At 71.5% G+C, this 19986-nt stretch carries 19 protein-coding genes; all 19 read right to left on the bottom strand.

Annotation, left to right across the window (positions count from 1 at the left end; genetic code table 11):
• Positions 1–3: 3 nt before the first annotated feature.
• Positions 4–369, bottom strand: a complete 366-nt coding sequence (hisI, locus tag ASE68_RS09125; protein WP_055857604.1) for a phosphoribosyl-AMP cyclohydrolase — start codon at positions 367–369, stop codon at positions 4–6.
• Positions 366–1127 (bottom strand): imidazole glycerol phosphate synthase subunit HisF, encoded by a 762-nt coding sequence (gene hisF, locus ASE68_RS09120; RefSeq protein ID WP_055857602.1) that lies wholly within the window; start codon positions 1125–1127, stop codon positions 366–368. Before hisF ends, hisI begins: the two co-directional genes overlap by 4 nt.
• A gap of 7 nt (positions 1128–1134) precedes the next feature.
• On the bottom strand, positions 1135–1974 hold the full coding sequence (hisG, locus tag ASE68_RS09115) for an ATP phosphoribosyltransferase (RefSeq protein ID WP_055857600.1): 840 nt from the start codon (positions 1972–1974) through the stop codon (positions 1135–1137).
• Between the two features lie 62 nt (positions 1975–2036).
• A complete protein-coding gene (locus ASE68_RS09110) occupies positions 2037–2300 on the bottom strand; it encodes a phosphoribosyl-ATP diphosphatase (RefSeq protein ID WP_055857598.1) in 264 nt (87 codons plus the stop codon).
• On the bottom strand, positions 2297–2992 hold the full coding sequence (rpe, locus tag ASE68_RS09105) for a ribulose-phosphate 3-epimerase (RefSeq protein ID WP_055857596.1): 696 nt from the start codon (positions 2990–2992) through the stop codon (positions 2297–2299). The genes ASE68_RS09110 and rpe overlap by 4 nt, the downstream gene beginning before the upstream one ends.
• Before the next feature lie 67 nt (positions 2993–3059).
• The gene (locus tag ASE68_RS09100; RefSeq protein WP_082462140.1) at positions 3060–4514 is read right to left on the bottom strand and encodes a transcription antitermination factor NusB; all 1455 of its coding nucleotides are present in this window, start codon (positions 4512–4514) and stop codon (positions 3060–3062) included.
• Positions 4511–5446 (bottom strand): methionyl-tRNA formyltransferase, encoded by a 936-nt coding sequence (gene fmt, locus ASE68_RS09095; RefSeq protein ID WP_055857594.1) that lies wholly within the window; start codon positions 5444–5446, stop codon positions 4511–4513. The genes ASE68_RS09100 and fmt overlap by 4 nt, the downstream gene beginning before the upstream one ends.
• 71 nt (positions 5447–5517) lie before the next feature.
• Positions 5518–7473 carry a hypothetical protein gene (locus tag ASE68_RS09090; protein WP_055857592.1) on the bottom strand — a complete coding sequence of 652 codons (1956 nt, stop codon included), beginning with the start codon at positions 7471–7473 and terminating at the stop codon, positions 5518–5520.
• 1 nt (position 7474) lies between these two features.
• Positions 7475–8668 (bottom strand): methionine adenosyltransferase, encoded by a 1194-nt coding sequence (gene metK, locus ASE68_RS09085; protein ID WP_055857590.1) that lies wholly within the window; start codon positions 8666–8668, stop codon positions 7475–7477.
• 62 nt (positions 8669–8730) lie between these two features.
• Positions 8731–9996 (bottom strand): bifunctional phosphopantothenoylcysteine decarboxylase/phosphopantothenate--cysteine ligase CoaBC, encoded by a 1266-nt coding sequence (gene coaBC, locus ASE68_RS09080; protein ID WP_055857588.1) that lies wholly within the window; start codon positions 9994–9996, stop codon positions 8731–8733.
• 10 nt (positions 9997–10006) lie between these two features.
• Complete coding sequence (gene rpoZ / locus ASE68_RS09075) at positions 10007–10264, bottom strand: DNA-directed RNA polymerase subunit omega (protein WP_055857586.1); 258 nt, start codon at positions 10262–10264, stop codon at positions 10007–10009.
• 65 nt (positions 10265–10329) lie between these two features.
• Entirely contained in the window at positions 10330–11247 is a 918-nt protein-coding gene (gene gmk, locus ASE68_RS09070; protein WP_235480807.1) for a guanylate kinase, read from the bottom strand.
• Positions 11240–12118, bottom strand: coding sequence for an orotidine-5'-phosphate decarboxylase (gene pyrF, locus ASE68_RS09065; RefSeq protein ID WP_055857582.1), 879 nt, complete (start codon positions 12116–12118; stop codon positions 11240–11242). The genes gmk and pyrF overlap by 8 nt, the downstream gene beginning before the upstream one ends.
• Positions 12115–15402 (bottom strand): carbamoyl-phosphate synthase large subunit, encoded by a 3288-nt coding sequence (carB, locus tag ASE68_RS09060; protein ID WP_055857580.1) that lies wholly within the window; start codon positions 15400–15402, stop codon positions 12115–12117. Before carB ends, pyrF begins: the two co-directional genes overlap by 4 nt.
• Positions 15402–16559 carry a glutamine-hydrolyzing carbamoyl-phosphate synthase small subunit gene (carA, locus tag ASE68_RS09055; protein ID WP_200921688.1) on the bottom strand — a complete coding sequence of 386 codons (1158 nt, stop codon included), beginning with the start codon at positions 16557–16559 and terminating at the stop codon, positions 15402–15404. The genes carB and carA overlap by 1 nt, the downstream gene beginning before the upstream one ends.
• Positions 16552–17109 (bottom strand): hypothetical protein, encoded by a 558-nt coding sequence (locus ASE68_RS09050; RefSeq protein ID WP_055857577.1) that lies wholly within the window; start codon positions 17107–17109, stop codon positions 16552–16554. The genes carA and ASE68_RS09050 overlap by 8 nt, the downstream gene beginning before the upstream one ends.
• On the bottom strand, positions 17102–18442 hold the full coding sequence (locus tag ASE68_RS09045) for a dihydroorotase (protein WP_055857575.1): 1341 nt from the start codon (positions 18440–18442) through the stop codon (positions 17102–17104). The genes ASE68_RS09050 and ASE68_RS09045 overlap by 8 nt, the downstream gene beginning before the upstream one ends.
• Positions 18439–19392 (bottom strand): aspartate carbamoyltransferase catalytic subunit, encoded by a 954-nt coding sequence (locus tag ASE68_RS09040; RefSeq protein WP_055857573.1) that lies wholly within the window; start codon positions 19390–19392, stop codon positions 18439–18441. Before ASE68_RS09040 ends, ASE68_RS09045 begins: the two co-directional genes overlap by 4 nt.
• On the bottom strand, positions 19389–19937 hold the full coding sequence (gene pyrR / locus ASE68_RS09035; RefSeq protein WP_055857571.1) for a bifunctional pyr operon transcriptional regulator/uracil phosphoribosyltransferase PyrR: 549 nt from the start codon (positions 19935–19937) through the stop codon (positions 19389–19391). The genes ASE68_RS09040 and pyrR overlap by 4 nt, the downstream gene beginning before the upstream one ends.
• Positions 19938–19986 lie beyond the last annotated feature (49 nt).

The following is a 19986-nucleotide window of genomic DNA, read 5'->3' as shown; positions in this document are numbered from 1 at the left end:
TCGTCAGTCGGCGGGCGGGAAGCCCTGGACGACCTCGAGCGGGTCGCCGATGAAACAGGTCCGGGTTCCGGTGTGGCAGGCGACGCCGACCTGCTCGACGGTCACGAGGAGCGTGTCCGCGTCGCAGTCGAGCGCGGCGGCGCGCACGTACTGGGCGTGGCCCGACGTGTCGCCCTTGCGCCAGTACTCCTGCCGCGACCGCGACCAGAACGTGACGCGCCCCTCGGTGAGGGTTCGCCGCATGGCCTCGCGGTCCATCCAGCCGAGCATGAGCACCTCGCCGGTGCCCTCCTGCTGGATCACGGCAGGCAGCAGGCCGTCGCCGTTGAACGTCGCGCGGTCGAGGGCGCTCTGCACCAGGTCGGTCATCGCACGACCCTCCCGTCTGCCGCGAGAGCGGCCTTCACCTCGCCGATGGTCAGCTCGGCATTGTGGAACACGGATGCCGCGAGCACCGCATCGGCGCCCACCGCGACGGCCGGTGCGAAGTGCTCGACCGCGCCGGCACCGCCGGAGGCGATCACGGGCACGCTCGACAGCTCGTGCATGAGGGCGACGAGCTCGAGGTCGAAGCCCGCCTTCGTGCCGTCGGCGTCGATCGAGTTCACGAGCAGCTCGCCCGCGCCGAGTTCGATGGCCGTTCGCGCCCACTCGAGCGCGTCGAGGTCGGTCTCGGTGCGCCCGCCGTGGGTCGTGACCACGAACCCCGACGCGGTGCGCTCCGAGCGCTTCACGTCGAGCGAGAGCACGAGCACCTGCGCGCCGAAGCGGTCGGCGATCTCGCCGATGAGGGCGGGGCGTGCGATCGCGGCGCTGTTGACCCCCACCTTGTCGGCGCCGTGGCCGAGCAGGCGGGCGACGTCGTCGTTCGAGCGGATGCCGCCGCCGACCGTGAGCGGGATGAACACCTGTTCGGCGACCCGTTGCACCATGTCGTAGGTGGTCGAGCGGTCGTCGACGGTCGCCGTGACATCGAGGAACGTCAGTTCGTCGGCCCCTTGCTCGCCGTAGCGGGCCGCGAGCTCGACGGGGTCTCCGGCGTCGCGGAGGTTCTCGAAGTTGACGCCCTTGACGACGCGGCCGGCGGCCACGTCGAGGCACGGGATCACGCGGATCGCGAGCGTCATGCCCGGCTCACAACCGCGCGGCGTGGATCGCGCTCACGAGGATCGCGCGTGCGCCGATCGCATAGAGCTCGTCCATGACCTGGTTCATGTCGGTGCGCGGGATCATGACCCGCACGGCGACCCACTCGGGGTCGTGCAGCGGCGAGACGGTCGGCGACTCGAAGCCGGGCGCCGCGGCGGTCGCGCGCTCGAGGTGCGCCACGGGCACGTCGTAGTCGAGCAGCACGTACTGACGCGCGACCAGCACGCCCTGCAGGCGTCGGAGGAGGGTGTCGGCACCGGCCTTGTCGACGCCCGAGCCGATGAGCACGGCCTCGGAGTCGAGGATCACGGGACCGAAGATCTCGAGGCCGGCCTGTCGGAGGGTGGACCCGGTCGACACGACGTCGGCGACCGCGTCGGCGACGCCGAGGCGCACGGCCGACTCGACCGCGCCGTCGAGCTTCACGAGCTTCGACGTGACGCCGTGGCCGGCGAGGAAGCCGCCGACGAGCCCGGGGTAGCTCGTCGCGACCCTGACGCCCTGCAGGTCGGAGAGCTCGGTGAAGGCGCCCGCCGGTCCGGCGAACCGGAACGTGGAGTCGCCGAACCCGAGCGGGGCGATCTCGGAGGCGTCGGAGCCGGAGTCGAGCAGGAGGTCTCGACCCGTGATGCCGACGTCGAGCGCGCCCGAGCCGACGTAGGTCGCGATGTCACGCGGACGCAGGTAGAAGAACTCGACCCCGTTGCGGGGGTCGGCGGTGTGCAGGTCGCGCGGGTCGCGGCGACCGGTGTACCCGGCCTCCCACAGCATCTGCGCGGCGGTCTCTGACAGCGAGCCCTTGTTGGGCACGGCGATTCGAAGCATGTTCTGGCCTTCTTGTGCGGGATGCACGATCGTGTCGACGGGTCTGACGGGTCGGAGCGCGATCAGAGATGTCGGTACACGTCGGCGGGCGAGAGCCCCTTCGCGAGCATCAGCACCTGCAGGTGGTAGAGCAGCTGCGAGATCTCCTCGGCAGCCTCGTCGTCGGTCTGGTACTCGGCGGCCATCCACACCTCGGCCGCTTCCTCGACGATCTTCTTTCCGATGGCGTGCACGCCTGCATCGAGCTCGCGCACGGTGCCGGAACCCTCAGGACGGGTGCGGGCCTTCTCGCTGAGCTCGACGAAGAGTTCGTCGAATGTCTTCACGCCTTCAGACTACCGGTGCCCGGCAATGCCCCATGCCGATGTGTCGCCGCGAGGTCGCGGAGCGCCGCGATGCGCTCGGCGGGGACCTCGGCCCCGAACACCGCCGAGCCGGCGACGAACGTGTCGGCTCCTGCCTCGGCGGCGATGCCGATCGTGTCGAGCGAGATGCCGCCGTCGACCTGGAGCCACACGTCGAGTCCGGCTGCGCGCACGGCGTCGGCCACCCGACTCAGCTTCGGCATCGTCTCATGCATGAAGGACTGGCCGCCGAATCCGGGCTCGACGGTCATGATGAGCACCTGGTCGAATTCGGGCAGCAGGTCGAGGAAGGGTTCGGCATCCGTTCCGGGCTTCAGGGCGATGCCCGCGCGCGCGCCGATCTCGCGCAGCCGACGCGCGAGCCGCACCGGCTCATCGGTCGCCTCGGCGTGGAAGGTGACCGAGTAGGCGCCGAGTTCGGCGTAGCCCGGAGCCCATCGGTCGACATCCGAGATCATGAGGTGCACGTCGAGCGGGATCGGACTGACGTCCTGCAGGCGACCGACCATCTGCGGGCCGAACGTGAGGTTCGGCACGAAGTGGTTGTCCATGACGTCGACGTGCACGAGGTCGGCGCTCGCGATGCGCGCGAGCTCGGACTCGAGGTTCACGAAGTCGGCAGCGAGGATGCTCGGGTTGATCCGCGTCGTCATGCTGCCAGCCTATCGATGCCCCGCCCGAGGGTTCGGTCGGCTCGATGGCGCCGGCCGGCGACCGGGCTCACGATGCGATGCGGCGCACGAGGGCGATGAACATCGCGTCGGTGCCGTGCCGGTGCGGCCAGAGCTGCACCGTCGCGGCATCCGATGCCAGGTCGAGCGGATGTCGCGACACGGCCTGCACGACCGCGGCCGTGTCGAGCTGCTCGGCCGCGCCGCCCCAGCGACTGAGCGCCGCGCCCAGCGAACCGTGGGTCTCGGCGGTGTGCGGCGAGCACGTGACGTAGGCCAGGATGCCGCCGGGGGCGAGCGCCGCGAACGCCGCGTCGAGCAGCTCGCCCTGCAGCAGCGTGAGCTCGGCGACGTCTTGGGGGCGCTTGCGCCACCGCGCCTCAGGCCGGCGCCGGAGCGCGCCGAGGCCGGTGCACGGCGCGTCGAGCAGGATCCGGTCGAAGCCGCCGTCGGCACCGAACGCCGCAGGGTCGAGCTCACGGCCGTCGCCGACGCGCACCTCGACCTCGAGCGGCACGCCGGCGATCGCCGAGCGCACGAGGTCGGCCCTCACCGGCACCACCTCGTTGGCGGAGAGCACGGCGCCGCCGGTGAGCGCCTCGGCGGCGAGCACGGCGGTCTTGCCGCCGGGGCCCGAGCAGAGGTCGAGCCACCGCTCCCCCGCACGCACCGGCACGGCCCGGCTGAGCGCGAGGGCCGCGAGCTGCGAGCCCTCGTCCTGCACGCGGATGCGCCCGCCCGCGGCCTCGATGACGGCGATCGGGTCGCTCGCGGTCGCGCCGATCGGCGAGTAGAGGTCGGGCGCGAGCCCGTCGACCCCGAGTTCGTCGGCCGCGTCGACGAGGCCGGGCAGCAGTGCGAGGTTCACGCGCGGCGACGAGTTGTCGGCCTGCAGCAGCGCCTCGAGCTCGTCGCCGCGCCCCTCGTGCTCGAGCGCCGAACGGAGCGCGCGGACGACCCACACCGGGTGGCTCTCGAGACGCGCGAGGCGTTCGTCTTCGCTCGGAGCGGCCTCGGCGACGAGCTCGCGCCACGCCTCGACGTCGGTGCGCGAGACCGTGCGGAGCACCGCGTTGACGAACCCGGACGCCTTGGGTGCGACGGTGCGCACGAGGTCGACCTGCTCGTTGACGGCCGCGTGCGTCGGCACCCGCGTCGCGAGCAGCTGGTGCACGCCCAGGCGCAGCACGTTCAGCACGGCCGGATCGATCGCGTCGGCCGGACGGTCGGCGGCGAGCTCGATCACGCGGTCGTAGGTGCCCTGCCGACGCAGGGTGCCGTAGGTCAGCTCGGTCGCGAGGGCGGCGTCGGCATGGCTGAGCTTCGCCCTGCGGATGCGCGTCGGAAGCAGCAGGTTGGCGTACGCCTCGTCGACGCGCACCGCTTCGAGCACCTCGAACGCGACCCGGCGTGCTGGCGAGATGCGCGCCGGCTGGGGGGCATCCGGTCGACGGCCCCCTCGCCGCGGAGCGCCTCCTCGGGCCCCACCACGCTGCTCGCTCATTCGGCCACCACCCCGTCCCGTCCGGCACCGCGCCACCAGTCGGCGGCCGCCATGCCCGTGCGGCCCGCAGGCTGCACACGTCGTACCTCGAGCGGCGCATCGGCCGTTCCGACGAGCAGGCGTCGCCCGCTCGCCGCCAGCTCCCCCGGGCCGAGACGCGGCTCGTCGGCGCCCGCATCGACGGACGCGAGCTCGAGCACCTTCACCCGCTGGCCCTCGACCGTGGTCCAGGCGCCGGGCTCGGGGGTGACGCCGCGGTAGCGCGCGAGCACCTCGGCCGCGGGCACGGCCCAGTCGAGTCGCGCGTCGTCGATGCCGAGCTTCGGGGCGAACGATGCGGCTCCCTTCTGAGGGACGGCCTTCGCCGACCCGTCGGCGAGGCCGTCGACGACCCCCTCGAGCAGCTCGGCCCCCGAGACGGCGAGTTCGTCGAGCAGGCTGCCCGCCGTGTCCTGCGCCACGATCGGCCGTCGCAGCTCGGCGAACACGTCTCCGGCGTCGAGCTCGGACACGAGCTGGAACACCGCCGCACCCGTCTCGGACTCCCCCGCGATCAGCGCGTGCTGCACCGGTGCGGCGCCACGCCATGCGGGCAGCAGCGAGAAGTGCAGGTTGATCCAACCGTGCGCCGGCATCGAGAGCAGGGGCTCGCGCACGAGCCCGCCATAGGCGACGATGACCCCGAGATCGGGGCCGGATGCCGCGATGCGCGCCGTGGCATCGGCATCGAGCCGGGCCGCCTCGATGATCGGGAGTCCGAGCCGCTCGGCCGCCTGGGCCACGGCCGACGGCGTCAGCACGCGCTTGCGCCCGAGCGGCGCAGCCGGACGCGTGACCACCGCCACGATCTCATGGCCGCTCGCGGCGAGCCGTTCGAGCGAGGGGACGGCGGCCGCCGGGGTACCGGCGAAGACGAGTCGGAGCTTCTGCACACTCCATTGTCGCCGACGACCGGGTCGACGCCGGATCCGACGTCGTCGTCGGGGTCGGGGCGGAACGCGATTCAGGGCACCTCGGGGTCGTCGAACCGCACCCGGAGCACGGCGGGCCTCCGAACCGGACGGCCGGCGACGGGCCTGCGACGCTCGGTCGCGACCCGGATCATCTCGGAACGCAACTCGTTTGCCACTCGCGCCCCCGAACCGTAGTCGAACCGCACGAGGGCCCGCACGAGGCCGTCATCGACAGGGACCGGTCCGAGCACATCGACGCCGACGGCGGCCTCGGCCGCCGTGATCGCCGCCGCCACGTTCGCCGCCGACGCGGTGACGCTCGCCACCCGCACCGCGGGCGGGAACCGCAGCGCCCGCCGCGACGCGAGTTCGGCGCCGGCCCAGTCGGCCTGCCGCCACGTCGTCAACGCGGTCGCGAGCGCACCGCCGACGCCGACCAGGAACACCGGCGAGCCCGGAGCCACGAGCGCCGCCGCGTTCGACCACCACCGCAGGCAGTCCTCGGCCACCCGGAGGGACTCGCGGAGCAGCATGCGTTCGCCGTCGAGCAGCAGCACGGCGCGATAGCCGCCGTCGGCGATCGGCTCGGCACCCCTCGTCGCGACCACCAGGGCGGGCTCGCCGCCGACGCGCAGCACGGGCTTCTCGCCGTCGGAGAGCACCACCCTCGTGTTCGGGAACGCCCGGCCCAACTCGTCGGCCGTTCGACTGGCCCCGATCGTGACCGCACGCAGGCGGGTGCCCTCGCACGTCGGGCACGCCCAGCCCGTCGCCGCGGTGCCGCAGAGCACGCATCTCGCCGCCCCACCCGAGCGCGGGATCGCGAGCCCGCCGCCGCACGCGGCGCACCTGGCCGGCTCTCGGCAGCGGTCGCACGCCAGCTGCGGCGTGTTGCCCGGGCGCGCCACCTGCACCAGCACCGGGCCCGACTGCACCGCCTCCTGCGCCTGGCGCCACGCCGCGGTGGGGATGCGCGCCGAGGTCGTCTCGGGCGTGTGCTGATGCTCGGTCGCGATCACCCGTGGCCGTGCGTGGCGCTCGGCCGGAACCTCGTGCATCCAGCCGATCTCGACGAGCCGCGCCACCTCGACGCTCGGCGAGTGCGAGAGCACGAGCATGGCCGCCCCGGACTGCTCCTGACGGATCAGCGCGGCGTCCCTCGGGTGCACGCCGGGCGACAGCGGCTCGTTCATGAGCGAGTCGCCGTCGTCCCACAGCGCGATGAGCCCGAGCCGACTCGCCGGTGCGTACACCGTCGACCGATTGCCGATGATCACGCGCGCCGCATCGCCCGTCGCGTCGAGGAACGCCCGGAACCTGACGCCGCCGGCCTGCCTGGCGTCGGTGCGCAGCACGCGTCGCGCATCGACCGTGGCCGCGAGGGCCGCCTCGAGCTGATCCTGGTCGCGGTAGTCGGGCACCACGAGCAGGCTCGACCGATCGGAGGCGAGCGCGTGGGCCGCGGCCTGCGCCATCGTCAACGCCCAGGCGCCGACCCAGACCCCCGAGGAGAGGCGAACCGGGCGAGGATCGGCGGCCAGCGACATCCGCTCGCCCGCCGCGATGCCGGTCTCGACGCGGCCCGATGGAGCGCCGTGCACGGGAGCCACGTCGACGGGGAGCTCACCCGTGTCCGGCGCCGCCGCAGACCAGGCGCGCTCGACGCGCACGTACCGGGACGGCACCGCGAGTCGCAGCACGTCGCTCGCATTGCCCGCCGCGCGATCGGCGGCAGCACGGGCGAGCGTCCAGACCTCGGGGGTCAGCAGCGGCACCTCGGAGACGACGTCTTCGAGGTCGCTGAGCCGCCCCTCGAACTCGCTCGTCTCGGCGAGCTCGACCAGCCAGCCGTTCGCGATGCGCCCGCCGGACCGCAGCGGCGCGCGCACGCGCACCCCGGGTCGCGCCTGGTCGCGCAGTCGCTCGGGAACCCGGTAGTCGAAGAGCTGGTCGAGCTGCGGAAGCGGGGAGTCGAGCAGCACCCTGGCGACGGAGCCGCCCGCCACGTCAGAGCCCGGCGGTGGCGCGCAGGTCGTCGACGCGGTCGAGACGCTCCCACGTGAAGTCGGGGAGTTCGCGCCCGAAGTGCCCGTAGGCGGCGGTCTGGGCGTAGATCGGCCGCAGCAGGTCGAGATCGCGGATGATCGCCGCAGGGCGGAGGTCGAACACCTCGCGGATCGCGGCGATGATGCGCTCTTCCGGCACCTGGGCCGTGCCGAACGTCTCGACGTAGAGGCCCACCGGCGCTGCCTTGCCGATCGCGTACGCGATCTGGACCTCGAGCCGGTCGGCGAGGCCGGCCGCGACCGCGTTCTTCGCGACCCATCGCATGGCGTAGGCCGCGGAGCGGTCGACCTTCGAGGGGTCCTTGCCGCTGAACGCGCCGCCGCCGTGCCGGCTGGCACCGCCGTAGGTGTCGATGATGATCTTGCGGCCGGTCAGCCCGGCGTCGCCCTGCGGGCCGCCGATCTCGAACCGCCCGGTCGGGTTGATGAGGACGTTGAGCTCTGGGCGCGCGAGATCGACGGTGTCGAGCACGGGCTTGATCACGAGCTCCTCGACCTCGGCGCGGAGCTGCTCGGTCGAGACCTTCGGCGAATGCTGGGTCGAGAGCACGACCGTCTCGATGGTGCGGGGCACCTGCCCGTCGTAGCCGACCGTGACCTGGGTCTTGCCGTCGGGGCGCAGGTAGTCGAGCTCGCCGCCCTTGCGCACCTCGGTGAGCCGTTCGGCGAGGCGGTGCGCGATCCAGATCGGCACCGGCATGAGCTGCGGCGTCTCGCGCGTGGCGTAGCCGAACATGATGCCCTGATCGCCGGCCCCCTGCTTGTCGAGGAGGTCTTCGCTCGAGCGCTCGCGCGACTCGAACGCGTCGTCGACACCCTGCGCGATGTCGGGCGACTGGCCGCCGATCGAGACGGACACGCCGCACGAGCGGCCGTCGAACCAGACGTCGGAGGAGTTGTAGCCGATCGAGGTGACCCGCTCGCGCACGATCGCCGGGATCTCGACGTACCCCGAGGTGGTGACCTCGCCTGCGACGTGCACCAAGCCGGTCGTCACGAGCGTCTCGACCGCGACCCGGCTGTGCGGGTCGACCGTCAGCAGCGCGTCGAGGATGGAGTCCGAGATCTGGTCGCAGATCTTGTCGGGGTGCCCCTCGGTGACCGACTCGGAGGTGAACAGTCGAAGCTGGCTCATGGTCGCGGTTCTACTTTCGTCGGTGATGCGTGTGCGGCTCGGGCGTCGGCGGGATCCCGGCGTCAGCCGGACGGATCCGACCGCTCAGGCCCGTCGCTCGAACCCGGTGCTCGGTCGTGCAGCTGCGGCACTGCGACATCGAGGATCTCGTGCGCCACTGACATCTTGCTGCCGACGGCACGCGCGAGGACACCTTCATTGCCGAGGATGACGACGCGGTTGTCGTCTCGGGCGAAGCCCTCGGTCCAGCCGACGCGATTGACCACGAGCAGGTCGGCGCCCTTCGCCTCGAGCTTGGCCGCGCCGAGCGCGAGCAGTCGGTCGTCGTCGGCCTCGGTCTCTGCCGCGAACCCCACGAGCAGCGTGCCATCATGGGGCGCATGTCCGAGCCCGGCGAGGATGTCGGGGTTGCGCACGAGCTCGAGGGTGAGCCCGTCGTCGCCCGGCTGCTTCTTGATCTTCGACTCGCTGACCTCGGCGGGACGGTAGTCGGCGACCGCGGCCGCCATGACCACCAGGTCGGCGCCCTGTGCGGCCTCGGTCACTGCAGCCTGCAGCTCGAGGGTCGTCGAGACCGGGCGGATGTCGCAACCGCCGGGCGCGGCGACCTCGAGGTTCGCGGCGATCAGCGTCACCCGAGCACCCCTGGCGCGCGCCGCCTCGGCGATCGCGACGCCCTGCTTGCCGCTGGAACGGTTGCCCAGGAAGCGCACGGGATCGAGCGGCTCGCGCGTGCCGCCCGCCGTCACGACCACGTGGCGACCGGCGAGATCACCGCGCGCCTCGGGAGCGGCAGCCGCGACCCTGGCCAGTGCGGCCGCGACGATGACGTCGGGCTCCTCCATGCGACCTGGTCCGCTGTCGGTGCCGGTGAGCTGGCCGACCGCGGGACCGATGATCGTGATGCCGCGCTCGCGCAGCGTCACCACGTTGGCGACCGTCGCCGCATTGCGCCACATCTCGGTGTGCATCGCGGGAGCGATGACGATCGGCGCCTCACTCGCGAGCACCGTGTTGCCGAGGAGGTCGTCGGCGAGTCCCGCCGCGAGCTTGGCGATGGTGTTCGCCGTCGCCGGGGCGATCACGATGAGGTCGGCCGCCTGGCCGATCGCCACGTGGCGCACCTCGGCGACACCCTCGTAGAGGTCGGTGTGCACCGGGTTGCGCGAGATCGCCTCGAGCGTCGGTCGCCCCACGAAGCGGAGCGCGCCGTCGGTCGGCACCACGTGCACGTCATGCCCGGCGAGCACGAGGGCCCGCACGACGCCGACCGCCTTGTACGCCGCGATGCCGCCCGTGATGCCGACGACGATGTTGAGCCGCGACATCCGCTCGTGCTTACTCGCCGAGGGGGCGGAGCACCAGCTTGTCTTCGTTGATCTCGTGCATCGCCACCGAGAGGGGCTTGTCGTCGATCGACGAGTCGACCAGCGGGCCGACGTTGTCGAACAGGCTGCCCTCGTGCAGGTCGGCGTAGTAGTCGTTGATCTGACGCGCGCGCTTGGAGGCGAAGATCACGAGCTGGTACTTGGAATCGACCTTCGACAGCAGGTCGTCGATGGGCGGGTCGATGATGCCGGACAGCTTCTCAGCCATGGAGATACTCCTTCGAAACGAACATGCGCACCTCGCGTGCGCCGGAAAATCGTGACCCGGGCAGCTCAACGCCGCCCTGAACGGGGCCTCATCAAGTCTACGACCTTTTGCGCAGCCTCGGGCACGTCGTGATTGACGACCTGGTGATCGAACTCGTCGACGGCCGCGAGCTCGACCTTCGCGGTCTCGAGACGGCGCTGCTGCTCGGCCGGCGATTCGGTGCCGCGACCGACGAGCCGGCGCACCAGTTCGTCCCACGTGGGCGGGAGCAGGAACACGAGCGTCGCCTCGGGCATCGCACGGCGAACCGAGCGTGCGCCCTGGATGTCGATCTCGAGCAGCACGCTGTCGCCGGCGGCGATGGCCTGCTCGACCGGGCCGCGCGGCGTGCCGTAGCGGTACGCGTTGTGCACGGTCGCCCACTCGAGCAGGTCGCCCGCCTCGACCATGCGGTCGAACTCGGCATCGTCGACGAAGAAGTAGCTCTCCCCCTCGACCTCGCCCGGTCGCGGCGCGCGCGTGGTCGCCGACACCGACAGCCTGACCTCGGGATGGTGGCGGCGGATGTACGAGGCGACCGTGCCCTTGCCCACGGCCGTCGGACCGGCCAGCACGACGAGTCGATCGCCGGTGCCGCCGTGGGAGGCGACCCAGCCCGCGACGAACTCGCGGAGCCGTCGGCGCTGCAGGCGGCCGAGGCCGCCGAGGCGCTTCGCCGTCGAGATCTCGAGGTCCTCGAGGATCCGGGCGCACTTGGTCACGCCGATCGCCGGGATCGACGTCAGGAACTCGGTGACCCGCAGGCGGCCCTCAGCAGAGTCGGGCTCGGCGAACGCGACGCGGAGCACGTCGAGCGGACTGCGCGAGCCGGCCGCGATCTCGGACTTCACGCCCGCCCGCGCGCGCCGGGCTGCGACGGCGGCACGGGACGCCGCGACGCGGTCGACCTCGGGTGGCGTGGATCTCGTGTTCTGCTCAGGCACCGGCGGCCCCATACTCGTCGGCGCGCCGGGCGATCGCGTCACCCAGCCCGTCTGGGCCGGCCGAGAGCAGCGACCGGGACTCGTTCGCGATGACGCCGGCGGCGTAGCCGCCGAAGCGCACGCGCAGGTCGCCGGGCTCGGCGCCCTGATGTCCGAATCCGGGGGCGAGCACCGGAAGCCCGGGTCGCGGCGGTTCGATATCGGTCGGGACGCCGGCCGCCTTGAGGTCGGTCGTCGCGCCGAACACGACGCCGATGGAGCCGAACGGGTTCGACGCGGCATCCGCTCGACCCTGGTTCCATCCGATGACGCCCTGCGTGATCGCGCCGGCCACCGTGTGCCCTGCGCGACTCGACTGCTGCAGCACGGCGCGCTGGATCGCCGCCGCCTCGGGGTTGGACGTCGCGGCGAGCACGAACAGGCCCTTGCCCGCCGCCTCGGCCGCGGCCATGACCTGCTCGATCGAACCGAGCCCCTGGTAGGCGCTGATCGTCATCGCGTCGGCCTCGAGGCTGGAGCCGCGCCGGAGCCACGACTCGCCGTACGCCTCGACCGTCGAGCCGATGTCGCCGCGCTTGACGTCGGCGATCACGAGCAGTCCCGCCTCGCGCGCCTCGGCCAGCAGCCGCTCGAGCACCGCGTAACCCGCGGCCCCGTGGCGCTCGAAGAACGCGATCTGCGGCTTCAGGATGCCGACGCGATCGGCCGCGGCCTCGATGACCCGCAGGCCGAATTCGCGAAGGCCCTCGGCCGAGTCGGGCTGCCCCCACCGCTCGAGGAGCGAGGCGTGGGGATCGAGCCCGACGCAGAGACGGCCGTATGCGGCGAAGACCGATGCCAGGCGTTCGCCGAAGGGAATCAGGTCGCTCATGCCGACGCACCGCGACGAATCGCGTACTCCTGCAGACTGGTCACCTCGAACGCCTCGCCGCCCGCATCGATCGATGCGACGGCGGCCGACAGCTCGGCGATGGTCGTGAACAGCGGCACGTCGGCCGAGACGGCCGCCGCGCGGATCTCGTAGCCGTCGGCACGGGCCGAGCGACCGCTCGGCGTGTTCACGACGACATCGACCTCGCCGCGGTGGATCAACTCGACCACCGAGACGGCGTCGTCGGAGGACTTGTCGCTGTACTTCAGCACCTCGCGCGCGGCGATGCCGTTGCGACGCAGCACCTCGGCCGTGCCCTCGGTCGCGGCGATCTCGAAGCCAAGCTGCTGCAGGCGCAGGATAGGCAGGATGATCGAACGCTTGTCGCGGTCGGAGACCGAGACGAACACCGTGCCGCCCGTCGGCATGCCGCCGTACGCGGCCAGCTGGCTCTTGGCGAAGGCCCGCGGGAAGTCGCGGTCGATGCCCATGACCTCACCCGTCGAACGCATCTCGGGGCCGAGCACCGAGTCGACGATGAGGCCCTCCTTGGTGCGGAAGCGGTGGAACGGCAGCACGGCCTCCTTGACCGCGACGGGCGCGTCGAGCGGCACGCGCGAACCGTCGACGGCGGGCAGCATGCCCTCGGCGATGAGCTCGGCGACGGTGGCGCCGACCATGATGCGCGATGCGGCCTTGGCCAGCGGGATGCCGAGCGCCTTCGAGACGAACGGAACCGTGCGGCTCGCGCGCGGGTTCGCCTCGAGCACGTAGAGCACCCCGGCGCCGATCGCGAACTGCACGTTGAGCAGGCCCTTCACGCCGATGCCCTCGGCGATCGAGCGCGTGGCCACGCGCACCCGGTCGATCTCGGCACGACCGAGCGTGACGGGCGGCAGCGTGCAGCTGGAGTCGCCGGAGTGGATGCCGGCCTCCTCGATGTGCTCCATGACGCCGCCGATGTAGAGGTCGGTGCCGTCGTACAGCGCGTCGACGTCGATCTCGATCGCGTCGTCGAGGAAGCGGTCGACGAGCAGCGGATGCGTCGGGCCGACGATGCCCTGACCCTCGATGCGCGCGAAGTAGTCGGCGAGCGAGGGCGTGTCGTAGATGATCTCCATGCCGCGGCCGCCGAGCACGTAGCTCGGGCGCACGAGCACGGGGTAGCCGATCTCCTCGGCCACCTGCACGGCGCCGTTGAGCTCGATCGCGGTGCCGTTGCGCGGCGCGAGCAGGCCGGCCGACTCGAGGATGCCGGCGAACAGGCCGCGCTCCTCGGCGAGGTCGATCGCGTCGGGGGTCGTGCCGAGGATCGGCACGCTGGCCGCCTCGAGGCCCTTGGCGAGGCCGAGCGCGGTCTGTCCGCCGAGCTGCACCACGACGCCGACGAGTTCGCCCGACTGGGATTCGGCATGGATGACCTCGAGCACGTCTTCGAGCGTGAGCGGCTCGAAGTAGAGCCGGTCGCTCGTGTCGTAGTCGGTCGAGACCGTCTCGGGGTTGCAGTTGATCATGATCGTCTCGAAGCCGGCATCCGACAATGCGAACGAGGCGTGCACGCAGGAGTAGTCGAACTCGACGCCCTGGCCGATGCGGTTGGGGCCGGAGCCGAGGATCACGACCTTGCGGCGATCCGACGGCACGACCTCGGTCTCGAAGTCGTAGCTCGAGTAGTGGTACGGCGTGAGCGCCGGGAACTCCCCCGCGCACGTGTCGACGGTCTTGAAGACCGGGCGGATGCCGAGGATGTGCCGCACCTCGCGGGCGTCGGCCTCGCCGAAGCCGCGGAGCTGGCCGATCTGGGCGTCGGAGAACCCGTGGTCCTTCGCGAGGAGCAGCAGGTCGGTGTCGAGGTTCTCGGCCGCGGCGACCTGCTCGGCCACCTCGTTGATGAGCACGATCTGGTCGAGGAACCACGGGTCGATCTTCGTCGCCTCGAAGGCCTGCTCGATCGACGCGCCCTTGCGGAGCGCCTGCTGCACGAGCACGATGCGGCCGTCGGTCGGGGTGCGCGACTCCTCGAGCAGCTCCTCGGCCGTGCGGGCCTCCTCGCCCCAGTGGAACGACGAGCCGCGCTTCTCGAGCGAACGCAGCGCCTTCTGCAGCGCGGTCGCGTAGTTGCGGCCGATGGCCATGGCCTCGCCCACGGACTTCATGGTCGTCGTGAGGGTGGGGTCGGCGGCCGGGAACTTCTCGAACGCGAACCGGGGCACCTTGACGACGACGTAGTCGAGCGTCGGCTCGAAGCTCGCCGGCGTCACCTTGGTGATGTCGTTCGGGATCTCGTCGAGGCGGTAGCCGATCGCGAGCTTCGCGGCGATCTTCGCGATCGGGAAGCCGGTGGCCTTCGACGCGAGCGCCGACGAGCGCGACACGCGCGGGTTCATCTCGATGACGATGATGCGGCCGTCGGCGGGGTCGATCGCGAACTGGATGTTGCAGCCGCCCGTGTCGACGCCCACCCGGCGGATGATGTCGATGCCGATGTCGCGGAGCTTCTGGTACTCGCGGTCGGTCAGCGTCAGCGCGGGCGCGACGGTGATGGAGTCGCCCGTGTGCACGCCGACCGGGTCGACGTTCTCGATCGAGCAGACGACGACCGTGTTGTCGGCCGTGTCGCGCATGAGCTCGAGCTCGTACTCCTTCCAGCCTAGGATCGACTCCTCGAGGAGCACCTCGGTCGTGGGCGAGTCGTGCAGGCCCTGCGTGACGATGCGCACGAGCTCTTCCTCGGTGTAGGCGAAGCCGGAGCCGAGGCCGCCCATCGTGAACGACGGGCGCACGACGAGCGGGTAGCCGAGGTCTTCGGCGAACACCTTCGCGTCTTCGAGGGTCTTCGCCACGTGCGAACGTGCGACGCCGGCACCGGCCTCGATGACGAGGTCCTTGAAGAGCTGGCGGTCCTCGCCCTTGCGGATGGCCTCGACCTTCGCGCCGATGAGCTCGACGCCGTGCTTCTCGAGGATGCCCGCCTCGTGCAGGGCGATCGCGGCGTTCAGGGCCGTCTGGCCGCCGAGCGTCGGCAGCACTGCATCGGGCCGCTCCTTGATGATGATCGACTCGATGATCTCGGGGGTGATCGGCTCGATGTACGTCGCGTCGGCGAAGTCGGGATCGGTCATGATCGTGGCCGGGTTCGGGTTCACGAGGATGACGCGCACCCCCTCGGCCCGCAGAACGCGGCACGCCTGGGTGCCCGAGTAGTCGAACTCGGCCGCCTGTCCGATGACGATCGGACCGGATCCGATGACGAGGACGCTGTTGATGTCGTCGCGCTTGGGCATCAGGCCTGGTTCTCCTTGCTCGCGATGACCATGTCGCGGAACCGGTCGAAGAGATAGTTGGCGTCGTGCGGGCCGGCCGCGGACTCCGGGTGGTACTGCACCGAGAAGGCTGGGATGTCGAGGCAGTTGAGGCCCTCGACGACGTTGTCGTTGAGGTCGACGTGGCTGACCTCGACGCGGCCGAAGCCCTCGCTGGACTCGCTGACCCGGTCGATCGGGGCGTCGACGGCGAAGCCGTGGTTGTGCGCGGTGATCTCGACGCGGCCGGTGGCCTTGTCGACCACGGGCTGGTTGATGCCGCGGTGGCCGAACGGCAGCTTGTAGGTGCCGTAGCCGAGCGCGCGACCGAGGAGCTGGTTGCCGAAGCAGATGCCGAAATACGGCACGCCGGCCCGGAGCGCGCTGCGGAGGATCTCGACATGTCGATCGGATGCCGCGGGGTCGCCGGGCCCGTTCGAGAAGAACAGGGCGTCGGGCGCGAGTGCGAGCACCTCTTCGGCGGTGACCGACTGCGGGAGGACGTTCACGTCGAAGCCGCGCTCGGCGAGGAAGTTCAGGGTCGAGGTCTTCACGCCGAGGTCGAGCACGGCGACCGTGCCGACGCGCTCGCCGGTGGCCGGAAGCTGGTACGGCTCGGTCGTCGAGACGTCGCCCGAGAGGTTCCGGCCGCTCATTTCGGCGGCCGTCTGCACGAGCTCGAGCTGCTCGCCGTGGGTGAGCGCGAACGCGTCGCCCGAGAAGATGCCGGAGCGCATGGCGCCGGCCGAGCGCAGGTGCCGGGTCAGGGCGCGCGTGTCGATGCCGCTGATGCCGACGACGCCGGAGGAGGCGAGGTCGTCGTCGAGGCTCCGCTGCGAGCGGAAGTTCGACACGACGCGTGACGGGTCGCGCACGATGAAGCCGGAGACCCAGATGCGGGCGGACTCCATGTCCTCGTCGTTCATGCCGGTGTTGCCGATGTGCGGCGCCGTCATCATGACGATCTGGCCCGCGTACGACGGGTCGGTCAGGGTCTCCTGGTAGCCGGTCATGCCGGTCGAGAAGACGGCTTCGCCGAGGGTGCGTCCGCGGGCGCCGTAGGCCCGGCCCTCGTAGCGGGTGCCGTCCTCGAGCACGAGCACGGCCGGCTCGTGCGGGCGGGTGGTGGTCTCAGTCATCCGAGGCCTCGCTCTCATGGTGGGGCTGCATCACGGTGCGTGCTGCAGCGATGTCGTTGACGGCGACGATGATCCGCGCCGAGTCGCCCTGGTGCCGGGCTCTGAGGTAGGAGTCGACGTAGGGTGCGACCTGCTCGGGCTCTGCGTCGTGGAGATCGACGATCCAGCTGAGCGCGACGAGGCCGCCGGGCTCGACTCCGCGATCGATCGCGTAGGTGGCCTCCCCCGCCGACACGACGCGTGCCGCGGGCAGGAACGAGGGCTGCTCGCCGGCGATGCGGAGCACGACGCCCTCGGGGAACACCTCGACTCGCCCGGAGCCGCGGAACGCGAGGCCCTGCACGGCGAGCCGCTCGAGCGGCGAGCCGATCGGCGTCGTCGCCACATAGAGCACCTCGGTCTCGAGGAGCGCCTTGCCCTCCAGCGCGGGCAGCGGGTAGGCCGACAGCGTCGCGTCGCGTCGCTCGCGGCGACGCCACGCGCGGTAGGCGAGCCAGAGCAGGCCGCCCACGACGACGAGCGCGACGAGGGCGCCGATCCACTTATCCACGCGCGCCTCCCGTGTTGGTCGCGGCCCGGGCGACCTCGTCGGCGGGCTGCACGATGCCGTCGAGCAGCGTCGCGTAGCCCGCGTGGAAGGTCGCGATGACGCGCCCCGGCAGCGTGCGTCCGAGGTACGGCGAGTTGATGCTGCGCCCGGCGAGGCGGTCGAGCGCGAACTCGGATGCCGCAGACGGGTCGTAGAGCGTCACCTCGGGCGCCGCGCCCGCCACGATGCCCTCGCCCTGTCCGGCCAGGCGCCCGATGCGGGCGGGGGTCGAGGAGAGCACCCGAGCGACGTCGGACCAGTCGAGCAGGCCGTTCTCGACGGCCGCGGCGTGCACGACCGAGAGGGCGGACTCGAGGCCGACCATGCCGTTCGCCGCGGCATCCCACTCGCTCTGCTTGGCCTCGATGGGGTGCGGTGCATGGTCGGTCGCAACGATGTCGATCGTGCCGTCGGCGAGGGCGGCGCGCAGCGCCTCGACGTCTTCGGCACGGCGGAGCGGCGGGTTGACCTTGTACCGCGGGTCGTAGCCGGCGACGAGGTCTTCGGTGAGCAGCAGGTGGTGCGGCGTGACCTCGGCGGTCACGTCGATGCCGCGGGCCTTGGCCCACCGGATGACTTCGACCGAACCGGCAGTCGACACGTGGCACACGTGCAGGCGGCTGTCCACGTGCTCGGCGAGCAGCACGTCGCGCGCGATGATCGACTCCTCGGCCACGGCGGGCCAGCCGGCGAGGCCGAGCTCGCCCGAGAGGGCTCCCTCGTTCATCTGCGCGCCCTGCGTGAGGCGGGGCTCCTGCGCATGCTGGGCGACGACGCCGTCGAACGCCTTGACGTACTCGAGGGCGCGGCGCATGAGCAGGGGGTCGAAGACGCAGAACCCGTCGTCGCTGAAGACGCGCACTGCGGCGCGCGAGCGGGCCATCGCCCCGAGCTCGGCGAGCTGCTCGCCCTTGAGCCCGACGGTGACGGCGCCGATCGGCTGCACCGTGGCGTAGCCGGCCGCGGTGCCGAGGCTCGCGACCTGCTCGACGACGCCCGCCGTGTCGGCCACGGGCGAGGTGTTCGCCATCGCGAAGACCGCGGTGAAGCCGCCGGCCGCAGCTGCCTGCGTGCCCGTGAGCACGGTCTCGCTCTGCTCGTAGCCCGGCTCGCGCAGGTGGGTGTGCAGGTCGACCAGACCCGGCAGTGCGATCAGGCCCGCGGCGTCGACGACCGTCGCGCCCGCGGCATCCGAGATGCGACCGACGTCGCTGATGCGACCGTCGGCGATGCGGATGTCGGCGCGCTCGCCCGATGCGAGCGTCGCACCCGTGATGAGGAACGACTCGGTCATCGCACGTCACCTCGCTCGCCCGAAAGCAGCAGATACAGGGCGGCCATTCTCACTGATACTCCGTTCGCGACCTGCTCCCTGACCGTGGACTGCGCTGAGTCCGCCGCGAGGGCGGAGATCTCCAGCCCTCGGTTCATCGGCCCGGGATGCATGACCATCGTAGTCGTGGGCAACTGGGAGAACCTGGCATCGTCCAGTCCCCAGGTTCGTGCGTATTCGCGGCTGTTCGGGAAGAACGAGCCGTGCATGCGCTCCGCCTGGATGCGGAGCATCATGACCACGTCGGGCTTCGTCGCGAGCGCCTCGTCGAGGTCGAAGACGACGGATGCCGGCCAGCCGGCGGTGTCGACGGGCACGAGCGTGGGCGGCGCGACGAGCGTGACCTCGGCGCCGAGCGTCGCGAGCAGCCACACGTTCGACCGGGCGACGCGGGAGTGCAGGATGTCGCCGACGATCACGACGTGCACGCCGTCGAGGCCCTTGCCGCGGCTGGCGGCGCCGTGCAGGCGGCTGCGCATCGTGAACGCGTCGAGCAGGGCCTGGGTGGGGTGCTCGTGCGTGCCGTCGCCGGCGTTGACGACGCCGGCGTCGATCCATCCGCTGGTGGCGAGGGTGTACGGCGCGCCGGATGCGGGGTGGCGGATGACGACGCCGTCGGCGCCCATCGCCTGCAGGGTCTGCGCGGTGTCCTTCAGGCTCTCGCCCTTGGAGACGCTCGAGCCCTTGGCGCTGAAGTTGATGACGTCGGCCGAGAGGCGCTTCGCCGCGGCCTCGAACGAGATGCGGGTGCGCGTGGAGTCCTCGAAGAAGAGATTGACCACGGTCTTGCCGCGCAGCGTCGGGAGCTTCTTCACCTCGCGGTGCTGCACGGCCGCCATGTCCTCGGCGATGTCGAGCAGGGCGATCGCCTCCTCGCGCGCGAGCGAGCGGGTGCTGAGCAGGTGCCTCATTCGGCTCCCCCCTCGATCGTGACGTGGTCGTCGCCGCCGTCGACCTCGGCGAGGCGCACGTTGATGCGCTCGCTGGCGGCGCTCGGCAGGTTCTTGCCCACGAAGTCCGCCCGGATCGGGAACTCGCGGTGGCCGCGGTCGACGAGCACGGCGAGGCGCACGGCGCGCGGGCGGCCGAGATCGCTCAGCGCATCGAAGGCCGAGCGGATGGTGCGACCCGAGTAGAGCACGTCGTCGACGAGCACCACCGTGCGGCCGTCGATGCCGCCGGGCGGCAGCTCGGTCGGAGCGGGCATGCGGATGCCGCTGCGCGACAGGTCGTCGCGGTACATGGTCACGTCGAGCGACCCGGCCAACTGCACCGGGGCCGTGGGCTCGATGCGCTGGATGAGTTCGGCGATGCGACGGGCCAGAACGGTGCCGCGCGTCGGAATGCCGAGGATGACGAGATGCTCCGCGCCGCGATCGGACTCGAGGATCTCATGAGCGATGCGGGTCAGCGCCCGCGAAATGTCAGCGTGATTGAGCACTGTGCGCGCCATCAGACCGACTCCCTTCTCCGCCTCACGGGACGGCCTTAAAGGTTGTCAACTC

It is taken from the genome of Agromyces sp. Leaf222, from assembly GCF_001421565.1.
Lineage (GTDB): Bacteria > Actinomycetota > Actinomycetes > Actinomycetales > Microbacteriaceae > Agromyces.
The sequence above is the reverse complement of the archived record's forward strand: the minus strand, read 5'-3'. Positions and strand labels throughout refer to the sequence as shown.

Bases quoted from the DNA above. Each gene is read 5' to 3' on its own strand.
- hisI (WP_055857604.1), bottom strand. From the start codon at position 369: ATGACCGACCTGGTGCAGAGCGCCCTCGACCGCGCGACGTTCAACGGC.
- ASE68_RS09045 (WP_055857575.1), bottom strand. From the start codon at position 18,442: ATGACCGAGTCGTTCCTCATCACGGGTGCGACGCTCGCATCGGGCGAG.
- hisF (WP_055857602.1), bottom strand. From the start codon at position 1,127: ATGACGCTCGCGATCCGCGTGATCCCGTGCCTCGACGTGGCCGCCGGC.
- hisG (WP_055857600.1), bottom strand. From the start codon at position 1,974: ATGCTTCGAATCGCCGTGCCCAACAAGGGCTCGCTGTCAGAGACCGCC.
- ASE68_RS09100 (WP_082462140.1), bottom strand. From the start codon at position 4,514: ATGAGCGAGCAGCGTGGTGGGGCCCGAGGAGGCGCTCCGCGGCGAGGG.
- rpoZ (WP_055857586.1), bottom strand. From the start codon at position 10,264: ATGGCTGAGAAGCTGTCCGGCATCATCGACCCGCCCATCGACGACCTG.
- rpe (WP_055857596.1), bottom strand. From the start codon at position 2,992: ATGACGACGCGGATCAACCCGAGCATCCTCGCTGCCGACTTCGTGAAC.
- carA (WP_200921688.1), bottom strand. From the start codon at position 16,559: ATGACTGAGACCACCACCCGCCCGCACGAGCCGGCCGTGCTCGTGCTC.
- carB (WP_055857580.1), bottom strand. From the start codon at position 15,402: ATGCCCAAGCGCGACGACATCAACAGCGTCCTCGTCATCGGATCCGGT.
- coaBC (WP_055857588.1), bottom strand. From the start codon at position 9,996: ATGTCGCGGCTCAACATCGTCGTCGGCATCACGGGCGGCATCGCGGCG.
- pyrF (WP_055857582.1), bottom strand. From the start codon at position 12,118: ATGAGCGACCTGATTCCCTTCGGCGAACGCCTGGCATCGGTCTTCGCC.
- ASE68_RS09040 (WP_055857573.1), bottom strand. From the start codon at position 19,392: ATGAGGCACCTGCTCAGCACCCGCTCGCTCGCGCGCGAGGAGGCGATC.
- metK (WP_055857590.1), bottom strand. From the start codon at position 8,668: ATGAGCCAGCTTCGACTGTTCACCTCCGAGTCGGTCACCGAGGGGCAC.